Here is an 11166-nt window from a genome sequence, read left to right on the forward strand (position 1 = left end):
AATCGAATACGCCGGGCGCATCGACCAGCAGGTGAAGATCCGCGGCTTCCGCATCGAACTGGGTGAAATCGAAGCCCGCCTGCAAGCGCAGCCGCAGGTGCGTGAGGCCCTGGTGCTGGCCCAGGACGGCGCGACCGGCCAGCAGCTGGTGGCCTACCTGATCCCCGCTGCCGAGGTGGCGCTGGAGCAGCACGCCGAGCTGCGCGCGCAGTTGCGCGAACAGTTGAAGGAAGCACTGCCGGACTACATGGTCCCGGCGCACCTGCTGCTGCTCGACCAATGGCCGCTGACAGCCAACGGCAAGCTCGACCGCAAGGCTCTGCCCAAGGCCGATGCCAGTCTGTTGCAACAGGCCTACAATGCCCCTCAGGGCACGCTGGAGCAGGCTTTGGCCACGTTGTGGCAAACCGCCCTCAACGTCGAACGTATCAGCCGCGACGATCACTTCTTCGAACTGGGCGGCCACTCGTTGCTGGCCATCCAGCTGCTGGCCAGCATCAAGCAGGAACTGGGCCTGGCAGTGCGTATCCAGGACCTGCTCGCCTACCCCCGCATCGACCTGCTGGCCGCACATCTGGGCCGTGAGCATGCACGTGCAAGCCCGTGCATCGTGCCCCTCAACCGCCCGGCCACACCGCTGCCTGCGTTGTTCTGTATCCACCCCAGCGGCGGCATGGTCTTCAGCTATCAGCCGCTGGCCAGGTGCCTGGAACAGCAGGCGTGCGTCTACGGCGTGCAGCACCGGGGCGGCAGCCCGGCGCCGGCCGAACGGCAGGATTGGCAAGCGATGATCGCCGACTACACCGCACAGATTCGCCAGGCACAACCGTCCGGGCCATACCGCCTGATGGGCTGGTCCCTGGGCGGCAGCATTGCCTGGGACATCGCCCGGCAACTGGAGCAGGCCGGCTGCGAGGTCGCATTCCTGGGGCTGGTCGACAGCACCCTGCCCGAAGCGCAGTTGAGCCGCGCCGCGTTCCCCCCTCACATCCCTCGCCCAGCCCGCCACAGCGATGCACCGGGCCAGCGCGAGCTGCAAGACACCGTCGAGCTGTTCGGGCTGTTGTTCCCGCAGGCCAGGCAGGCCGCTGCCGAGCAGCTGCACGCCAACCCTACTCAGGACATCAAGGCGTTCTACCAGTGGGCCACGGCGCACCTGGCTGACGCTGGCACCGATGTCCAGGGCGTGCTGGCCAGTGCCAAGGCCCAGATCATGAATGCCCAGGCGTTCGACATCCACGATCAGCTGGAAGCGAGCTTCGCCGATTTCACCCTCGCTCCGCTCAGGGTCAAGCCCAGTTGCTGGTGGTCGCAGGTGCACAAGAGCGCAGCACACATTCACGCCGCCGAGCAGGTCATCCGCCAGTTCAGCGCGGGGGGTGAACTGGACGTTTCGCTGCATTCACCCTACCCACACGAAACCATGATGCTGGAGCAGCCCCTGATCGACTCGTTCATCGAGGCGTTCGGCCGTAGCTGCCCGGCACCCTGAATACCCCGTCACACCTGCCAAAAAGGAAACGTTCGCCATGAAGTGCGCCCCCTACACCGTCACCGGCCTGGCCCTTGCCCTGACCCTGGCGGCCTGCCCGCTACTCGCTCAGGCTGCCAGCAAGACCCCGGGCGAGGTGTTCCAGGATTGCAAGGCCGGCTGCCCGGAAATGGTCGTGCTGCCTGCGGGCAGTTTCGTCATGGGCACGCCGGATGACGAAACGGGCAAGCAGCCCGACGAAGGCCCGCAGCATACCGTGACCTTCGCCAAACCCTTCGCCATCAGCCGCTTCCAGGTCACCGCCGGCGAGCTGGATGCCTATATCAAGGAAACCGGCGTGGTCATCAAGGACGGTGACAAACGCCCAGGGCGCCTGTGCCAGGCCAGCAAGCCTCGCTACCCGCAAGGGCCGCGCCAGCCGGCAGTGTGCGTCGATTACTACGATGTGCAGGCCTATGCGCAGTGGCTGAGCAAAAAGACCGGCCACACTTACCGCATGCTCAGCGAGGCCGAACGCGAGTACGCGGCAAGGGCCGGCTCCACCGGGCCGTTCCCCTTCCCGTTCGATGAGGAAGGCGACTACCAGATCAACAAGCACGCCAATACCTACGGCCCCAAGGACGGCTACAGCTACACCTCACCGGTAGGCAGCTACCCGCCCAACGCCTTTGGCGTCTATGACATGCACGGTAACGTGTATGAATGGGTCGCCGACTGCTACCACAAGGACTACGCCGGCGCGCCCAGCGATGGCAGTGCCTGGATGGAGGCCGACGGCGGGCTTTGCCAGGCGGCGCATATGCGCGGTAATGACTGGGGTGAAGCGCCGATCTTTTCGCGTTCGGGCAACCGCAATGATCGCGAGCGCACGGTACGTGGTGACTTCCTGGGCTTTCGTGTAGCGCGGGAGCTGTGACCTGACGCAGGCCATCTGGGCGGGGTACCCGCCAGGATGGCCTGCGTGGTCCCAGGTTCAGAACTGCGGGGTGTATTTGACAGAGAACATGAAGTTGCGCGGGTCGCCGTAGTAGTTGTTGGCAGTGACGGCCGCATACGACGGAATGTAGTAGACCTTGTCGAAGATGTTGTTGAAGTTGACCGCCAGGCTGACTTCGTCGCTGACCTTGTAACCAAGGCGCGCATTCCAGATGGTGAAGCCGGGCGAATCGAACTTGCGATCGAAGGCAACGGTACTGCTCTGGCTGTTGAAACCGCCGCCGACACTAAAGCGGCTGAAGTCACCAGGCAGGGTGTAGTCCGTCCACACCTTCACCGAGTGTTTCGGCGTCCAGGTAGAGAAGACCTTGTCCTCGTAGGTGTTGTCCTTGAGGTACTTGGTGGTGTTGTAGACGTAACTGGCCGACGCTTGCAGGCCTGGCAGCACCTCACCGTTGATCTCGGCCTCAAGGCCCTGGCTACGCACTTTGCCGGACGCTTCGGAGCATCTGGATCCATCACAGATTTGTGCGACATCCTGAACCGGCACCGCTCGGTTCTCGTGGTCATAGCGGAACAGGGCAACGCTGGTATTGACCTGGCCATCGTAGAGTTCACCCTTCAGACCGAGTTCGTAGTTGCTGCCAACGATCGGCTCGATCGTAGAGCCACCGACGCCCTTGGCACTCTGCGGAATGAAGACGTCCGCATAGCTCGCGTAGGCCGACCATTGCGGCGTCAATTCGTAAACCAGGCCGGCGTAAGGGGTGACGACACCGTTGTTGGCCTTGGAAGCCGGGCTGTCATACTTATAGACACGGGCCTCATAGACCTGAGAGTCGTAATCGTAGGAGTACCAGCTGGTACGCCCGCCCAGGATCAAGGTCAGCGGGTCGGTCAGCTTGATCCGCCAGGTACCGTAGATACCTTTCTGTATGATCTTGTACGTGCTGTCGGTGCGTGTGCCCCGCGCTGCAATGCTGTCGTAACTCTCGAAAGGCAAGTGGTTGTCGAGATCGAAAATGTTCGCCCCAGGAGTGCGCGCCACGGCCATGGTGTTGTCGCTGGTAAAGCGTGAGTAGTTACCGCCGAAGACCACTTCCTGGTCGAAGCCAAAACCGTTGAAGTCGCCGTCGACGAACATGTCCAGGCCGCGGCTGTGGGAGTTGAAATCGGTGGCGTAGCGCCAGTCGAACAAACCGGACCCATCGTTGGCGAGGCCGGTCGGCGCGACCACGTAGGCGTAGGTCATTTCGTTGCGCTCGTTGATCGCCACCGCCGCGGTCTTGAACTTCCAGTGGTCGTTGAAGCGGTGCTCGAGGTCGACATACAACGCCAGCTGTTCGGTCATGCCGCGGTTCCAGTCGGAGCCGGTGAAGGTCGAGCGCGACAAGCCTACGTCCCGGCCGTCACTGAAGCGCGGCAAACCGGCGACCATGGGCGTGAAACGCGTCTTGCGGTCGCTGATGCCGACCCCAAGGGTGGTGTCCTCCGACAGGTCGAAGTCCAACGCTCCGTAGACCTTCTGCTCCCAACCGCCCACATAGTCGATAAAAGAATTACGCGTGTCGTAGTCGACCACGGCACGCCCACGGATGTTGCCCGCCTCGTTCAGCGGGCCGCCAACGTCCACCTGGGTGGCATAGTGGTCCCAGGAACCGGCCTGGGCGGTCAGGGTGACCGTCGGCTTGGCCTGGCCGCGCTTGCGCACGAAGTTGATCGCGCCACCGGGGCTGTTGGCCCCCTGCAGCAGCGCAGCGCCGCCACGCAGCAGTTCGACACGGTCATAAAATGCCGTGGGTTCGGTCAGGTAGCTGCCCAGCGCATAGATGCCACGGGTCATGGGCACGCCGTCGTACTGCAGCGAGTCGATTTCAAAACCGCGCGAGGTGATGAAGCCGCCGGTGCCCGGGCTTTTGGCGAAGGTCATGCCCGGGGCGTTGGCCAACAGTTCCGTCAGGTCGGTGATGTTCTGGTCATCCATGCGCTTGCGGGTCATCACCGACACGCTCTGCGGAATGTCCTTGAGCTTGTGTTCACTCTTGCCGATGGTGACGCCACCGGTGGTATACGAGTTGCTGCCTTCGGTGGTCACGCCCAGGGTGTTGCCCGTGATGCTGGTGGTGCCCAGCTCCAGCGCCGAGGACGCAGCGCGCTCACGCCGCACCAGGGTCAGGGTATCGCCCTCCAGGCTGTAGCTGACCGGCAAGCCGCGCAGCAGCTTGGCCACTGCCGCGTCGACGGTGTAGCTGCCGCGCACTTCGTTGCCACGCAGGTCGGCCATTTCCGAGGCGTTGTAGATGAACTGCACATCGGCCTGCTCGCCAAGCGCACGCAGGGCGTTGGGCAGCGACTGGGCAGCGATGTCGAAGTTGACCCCCTGAGCCCAGACCTGAGCGGCCATGGGCAGCATCAATGCGGCGCCCAGCACCCCTTTGCCGAACAACGCCCGGGATGAGCGGGCGCTGATCGAGCGGGACATGCAAAGCGCCTTGACCAATGGTTTGAACTCGAAAAATCCTGCTGGCATGGTATTTCTCTATTTATATCGTGTAATGAAATCGTCCCGCGCCCGCCAACGGCCCGCAAATGGCCGAGTTGCCCATCCTCCCCCGGGCAGATCCCGCGACAGACGCCTGACACGCAAGTCAAAACGGCTTGCCACGTGTGGCTTTCAGCGCGCTCCTACATAAGACGTATCAACCTGGAAAATCCAGAATGAGAATTTTTTGCATTAGTACCTTGCCGGCATCCTTCCACGCAATCGGCACGGCAGTACGGGAGAGGCAATGCAAAAGACCCCAGGGGCGGGTTGCCCGCCCCTGGGCGTGGTGAGGCTCAGCGGCTCTTTTCCAGCAGCCGGGCTTTTTCTTCAGGGGTCATGCTGTCGAGCCGCAGACGGGCCTGGGCCAGCTTGAGCAACTGGCCAGGGTTGGCTTCGCGCTCGCGCAGCGCCTGGGCAAGGGCCGCCACCGTAGCGTGGTCGAAGATGACGCCTGGATTGATGTCGCACTGCAGCAACTTGCGCATACCTGCCGCCAGCTTGATGACCAGCAGCGAATGCCCGCCCAATGCGAAAAAGTCCTGCTCGATACCCACGTGCTCCAGCCCCAGCAGTTGCGCCATGCGCTGCGCAATCAAGGTTTCCAGTGCATCACGCGGGGCCTGCAGACCCGCCGCAGGTTCACTGCCCACCTGCCGCAACGCTTGCCGGTCGAGCTTGCCGTTGCCCAGGCGCGGCAACCGCGGCAAAGCCTGCAGGGTACGCGGCAGCATCACCGCCGGCAGTTGCCGGGCAAGGTACTCGCGTACCGCGTCCAGGGCAGCCGCCGTGGCCTCGTCGCGCAAACTGACATACGCGCTCAGCGCTTCTCCATCGCACAACACCGCCGCCTCGACCACCTGTGGTGCGCCCGACAGCTGTGCCTCGATCTCCGCCAGCTCGATGCGAAAGCCACGTATCTTCACCTGATGGTCGCGCCGGCCTTGCAGCTCGATAGCGCCGTCCGGGCGATAGCGGGCCAGGTCGCCGGTGCGGTAAAGCCGCTCGCCAGCCACGAACGGGCTCTCGACGAACGCCGGCGAGTCACTCTGCACGTCTTGCAGGTAACCGCGACACACCTGCTGCCCACCGACATACAACTCGCCCAGCACGCCGGTGACCGTCAGCTGCAAGTGCTCATCCAGCACATAGACCTGGTTGTTGGGCAACACCTGCGACAAGCCGAGGGTGCCGGTCGGTACCGCCCGTACCGGGTGCACCATGACCCCGACCGTGGTTTCGGTCGGGCCGTAATGGTTGAACAACCTGCAGTCCGGACGTATCTGCAACAGGCGCTGCAGCAACGCCGCGCTCGGGGCCTCCCCCCCCAGGATGACGGTGGCCGGTACTGCCGGTGCCTTCGACTCCAGCAGCGCGCTCAGGTGCGACGGCACGATTTTCAGGCAGTCGATGGCCTGCTGCTCGATGTACCCAGCAAACAGTTCGGCATCCTTCATCACCTCGTCGGCGGCCACGTGCAGTGTCGCGCCCACATACAAGGCAGCGAACAGCGTGGTATGGCCCAGGTCGGCCGACACGGTCGAGCCGAATGCGAAGTGACGACAGCCCTCCAGCGCCAGCGTGTGGCACACGCCTGCGGTGTAGTTCAGCAGTTGCCGGTGCTCGACCACCACGCCTTTGGGGGTGCCTGTCGAGCCTGAGGTGAACAGCACATAGGCGGCATCGCTGGCGCTGGCGGGGTGCGGGTACAGCGGTGAAGCGTCGGCCGCAAGCGGCTGCAGGCTGTCGAGGCTCAGCGCCTCCACGCCCTGCTCACGCAGGCTGGCCACCGCTGCCGGCTCGACCAGCACCCGCGTGGCCCCGGCCTGGGTCATCAGGCGCACCTGCCGGGCAACGGGCCAGTGCGGCTCCAGCGCCAGGTAGGCTGCGCCGACACGCCAGCTGGCCAACATCGCCACGACCCAGTCCAGCGAACGCGGCAGCGCCAGCGCCAGCACCGCCCCGGGTTGCACGCCGGCCTGCTGAAGCGCCAGCGCCAGGCGCTGCACTGCTTGTTCCAGTTGGGCGTAACTCAGGCCCGCTTCGTCTGCGACCAGCGCCGGCGCGTCGGGGGTGTCGATTGCCCACTGGCTGATCTGTGCCGCCAGTGACATCGCGGCCAGGGGTTGCGGCGCGGGGTTGATCGACAACAGGCGCTGGCGCTCGGCATCACCCAGCAGGTTCAGCTGCCGCAGCGGGCGGTCCGGCGCCTGGGCGATGCTGTGCAGCATTTCGATGTACTGTTCCAGCAGGCCTTGCATGCCGCGCGCACTGTAGCGCCCGGCCAGGTAATCCAGGCTCACGGTAATTGGTTGGTCAGCACCCGCCGCTGGGCAAATGCGCAGCTGCAGCTCGATGCCCGCCGGCAGCCGTGGCGCCAGTAGCTCGCCCTGCCAGCACAGCCCACCGGCAACCTGCGGCGCAAGCGCCGGCGTAGTGGAAAACGCTACGGTCGGCACGGCTGTGGGCCCCCATTCCGGCACCCAGTACTCCTGCCACGCCACATGCTGCTCCAGCGCGGCGCCGAGCGCTGCAAGGTGCTCGCCGAAACGGGTTTCGTCAGCCCACTGCAGGTACAACGGCAATAGCTTGCTGAACGCCCCCGCACTGTTCGCGAAGTAGCCATAGTCCTGTCGCGCATCGTGCTGCCAGGCGCCCAACAACCGGTTGCTGTCGCCAAGCCGGCCCAGCAAGCCCCACCAGGCCGCCTGCAGCAGCGTGTCCAGGCTGGCCTGACGGGCGTCGGCCAGGCGTTGCAACTGCCCTTGCAAGGCCAGCGGCAGATTCACCTGATGGTGTGCCTGATGCGTCGCTGGCTGGTCCTGGCGATAGGCCGGCCAAGGCGCGCTCGTGCCCTGCTCCGATGGCATCAGGTGCCCTTGCCAGTAGCCACGGGCTGGCGCTGCATCCTCATCCTGGGCCACTTCGGCACGCCAAGCCAGATACTGCCCGAAGGCTTCAGGCAGGTCTTCATCCGGCCCGGCTGGCGTTTCATACAGCGCCAGCAGGTCACGGTACAACACAGCCATGCCAGCCTCGTCGCTGGCGAAGCCCGCCACCCCCAGCCACAAATGCCATTGCCCGGCATCGGCGGCAGGTACCAGCAAGGCCTGGGCGGCTGGCAACTGGTCGATTTCGAAGCGCTGCTGCAGCCAAGGCTCAAGCAGTGCCGCCCCCTGCGCCTCGGCCTGCACTGCCAGCGTCAGGGCTGGCCGGCGGGCGCCGATGAACTGGCGCATGCCGCGGTATCCCGAGGCAGTGCCCAGCCGCCCGGCCAATATCGGGTGGCGCTCGACCAAGCGCTCAAGCGCCCGGCTCAGGCGCGCCGGGTCTGGCTGGCCCTGAACGCTGATCTTCAGCAGCGTCGCGGCCTGTGACCAGTCCGGGCAAGCGGGCAAGGTATCGAGCCAGTGTTGCTGGTCGACGGTCAGGGCAAAACCGATGTCCTCGGCTGGGTCTACGTAACTGTTCATCGCTCGGCCTCCTCGGTCGCCATCACCTGCATGGCCGCAGCCGCCTCCAGCGCGGCCCGGTCGAACATGTCGCCCATCGCCACGACGATCTTGCGTGGCCCTTCGTACGGGTCACGGGCATGCGCCGCCAGCATGTTGTCGACCAGGATCACGTCGCCCTTCTGCCATTGGAACCGCACGGCACAGGCTTCATACAGCTCGCCGATCAGTTGCATGTCTTGGTCGGGGATCGGCGAACCATCGCCGAAGTACACATGCCGTGGCATGCGCTCCAGGCCGAACATGGCCAGCAGGTCTTCGCGTGCATCGGGCTCCAGCCAATAGATGTGGTGCAGCTGCACCTGGTTGAAGAACGAGCGTGCGCCGGTGATCGGGTGCGTGATGATCGCCGGGCAGCGGGTGCGGGTCTGCAACTCGTCGTTGTTCAGCCAGCGCCATTCGATGCCTGCGGCGCGGCAACGGGCCTCGACCTCGGCGCGGTCATCGGTGCGGAAGAAATGCTGCCATGGCACGTCGAGCTTGTCGGCGAACGTGCGCACATACAGCAGCCCTTTGTCCTCGAGGGTTTGCCGCAGTGCCTGCGGCAGCTTTTCGTACATCAGGCGGCAGTCGACCACCGGCGTGGCACCGCCGACCGGCGAAGGCTGCTCGCAATAGAACATCTGCTTGCGCGGCCAGCTGTCCTGGTGCGCACTCTCGTTATGGAACAGGATCATTTTGTTTTCCGGGTACGGCGTGGAGCGGTAGGTGTTCTTGCCCCCCTCCTTCTTCGGCAGGTCACCGTACTGACCATAAAGCCCCGGCTGGACTGCTTCGGCAAATGCTTCGAACCCCTGGATACCCTCCAGGGCGAAGCCGCGGAACAGGATGCCAGCATGCTCGCCCAGCTTGCGCTCGACCAGCGGCCGGTTGTTGCGCACCCATTCGATCAGGTCGATCGAAGCGTCGCCGGGCTCGACGAGCAATGGGAACAGCTGGCCGGGTACCAGCAGCGACTCGCGCACCGAAGCCCGTGGCGGTGCAACTGCCGTGGCGCCGGCGGAGCGCTTGAGGAATTTGCCCAGCTTGTCGGCCTTGCTGGCCGGGGCGCTTACCGGTGTGCTGCCGGGCAGGCCGTCACCGTGTAGTGGAACGTTCATCGCTTGCCACCTCATATCCTGAACACTGACGATCTGTTCGAGCATCGCAATCCATGCGCTGACGAGTCGCTGGATATGCGCTTGCCTGAAAAGCGTTGTCGCAAACTGCCAGTTGCCACTGAGCTGCCCGGCCTCCTGCTCGATGAACAGGGCCATGTCGAACTTCGAATACAGCGCCGGGGCGGGCAGCGCCTGCACGGTAATGTCGGCCAGGGCTTCGCTGCGTACGGGCAGGTTGTTCATCACGAACAGCACCTGCACCAGCGGGTTCATGCCGCGCACCCGCGGGGCGCCATGAGCCTCGACGATCATGTCGAACGGCAGGTCCTGATGCTCCAGGGCCGCGAGCAAGGTGCGCTGGGTACCCTGCACGAAGTCAGCGAAGGCCAGCCCATCGCTCACCCTGGAACGCAGCGGCAACACATTGACGAAGAAGCCGATCAGGCCTTCCAGCTCGCTGTGCTGCCGGCCTGCGGTGTCGGCCCCGACCAGTACGTCGTGGGCACCGCTGGTCTGGTGCATCAACCACTGGAACGCTGCCAGCAGCGTGCTGTACAGGGTCACCCCGGCCTTGGCCGCGAACTGGCCAAGCGCATCGGTCAATGCCGGCGACAGGCTGAAGTCCACCGCACCGCCTGCATGGGAGGCCTGCTCGCTGCGCGGCTGCTCCAGTGGCAGGGCGAGGCGCCCGGCATGGCCCGCCAGGGCCTGCTGCCAGTAACCGGCCTGGCGCTGCAGCTCGCCCGCCCGCTCGAGGGCCTGCTGCCACAAGGCGAAGTCTGAATACTGCAGCGGTAACGGCGCCAGAAGGTGGGTATGCCCTGGAGCGCTGTGACGGTAGATTTCAACCAGGTCACGGACCAGCACGCCCATCGACCAGCCATCGGAGATGATGTGGTGCATGGCGAAGAACAGCACATGTTCCTGGTCTGCCAGGCGTGCCAGACGGCAGCGCAACAACGGTGCATGCTCCAGTGCAATCGGGGTGCTGGCGTTGGCCAGGGTGGCTTCGGCGATGCACCGTTGCTGTTCCTGGTGACTAAACCCGGCCCAGTCGTCGAGGGCGATATCCACCTCGATCTGGTCGGCAATCTGCGCCAGCGGATCACCTTCGTCATCCTGCACGTAGGCCGTACGCAACACTTCGTGTCGCTGCGCCAGTGCGTTCAGGCTGTTGCGCAACACCTCGACCTGCAGCGGGCCCTGCAGGCGCAGGGCCAAAGGCATGCCATAGGCGGCGCTACCCCCGGACAGTTGCTCGGCAACCCACAAGCGCCGCTGCATCAGCGACAACGGTGCGGTGGCTTTTTTACCATGGGCCAATAGCTCGACACCGTGCGCGGTCGCAGCCTTGCCCGCGCCGCCGAGCGCTGCCAGCAGGCGCTCCAGCACCGGGTGATCGAACAGGTCACGCAAGGTCACTTGCATACCCGGCAGCTTGCGCATCCGCGATACCGCCTGGGTAGCCAGCAACGAGTGACCACCCAGCTCGAAGAAGTGGTCGCCAAGGCCCACCCGCTCAAGGCCGAGCACCTCCTGCCAGATACCCGCAACGTGCTGCTCGAGCGGGGTTTGCGGCGCCCG

Annotated in this window: 5 protein-coding genes; 2 read left to right on the top strand and 3 right to left on the bottom strand. The window is 64.8% G+C overall.

Features of this window, described 5'->3' with window-relative positions:
- Together LVS58_RS24720 and pvdO are read left to right on the top strand one after the other, a co-directional pair.
- Positions 1–1492 (top strand): thioesterase domain-containing protein (locus LVS58_RS24720; protein ID WP_233693210.1); only part of this gene is annotated, 1492 nt, incomplete at its 5' end.
- 37 nt (positions 1493–1529) lie between these two features.
- Positions 1530–2408, top strand: coding sequence for a dihydropyoverdine dehydrogenase (gene pvdO / locus LVS58_RS24725; protein ID WP_233693211.1), 879 nt, complete (start codon positions 1530–1532; stop codon positions 2406–2408).
- Positions 2409–2465: 57 nt separating this feature from the next.
- Here the strand turns inward: pvdO and LVS58_RS24730 are convergent, their stop codons facing one another.
- The 3 genes from LVS58_RS24730 to LVS58_RS24740 all read right to left on the bottom strand — a co-directional run.
- Positions 2466–4958, bottom strand: coding sequence for a TonB-dependent siderophore receptor (locus tag LVS58_RS24730; RefSeq protein ID WP_233693212.1), 2493 nt, complete (start codon positions 4956–4958; stop codon positions 2466–2468).
- Between the two features lie 308 nt (positions 4959–5266).
- Positions 5267–8443, bottom strand: a complete 3177-nt coding sequence (locus LVS58_RS24735; RefSeq protein WP_233693213.1) for a non-ribosomal peptide synthetase — start codon at positions 8441–8443, stop codon at positions 5267–5269.
- The coding region (locus tag LVS58_RS24740; protein ID WP_233693214.1) for a condensation domain-containing protein at positions 8440–11166 on the bottom strand (2727 nt) is incomplete at its 5' end. The genes LVS58_RS24740 and LVS58_RS24735, both read right to left, overlap by 4 nt.

It is taken from the genome of Pseudomonas sp. JR33AA, assembly GCF_021378985.1.
In the GTDB taxonomy this organism is placed as follows: domain Bacteria; phylum Pseudomonadota; class Gammaproteobacteria; order Pseudomonadales; family Pseudomonadaceae; genus Aquipseudomonas; species Aquipseudomonas alloputida.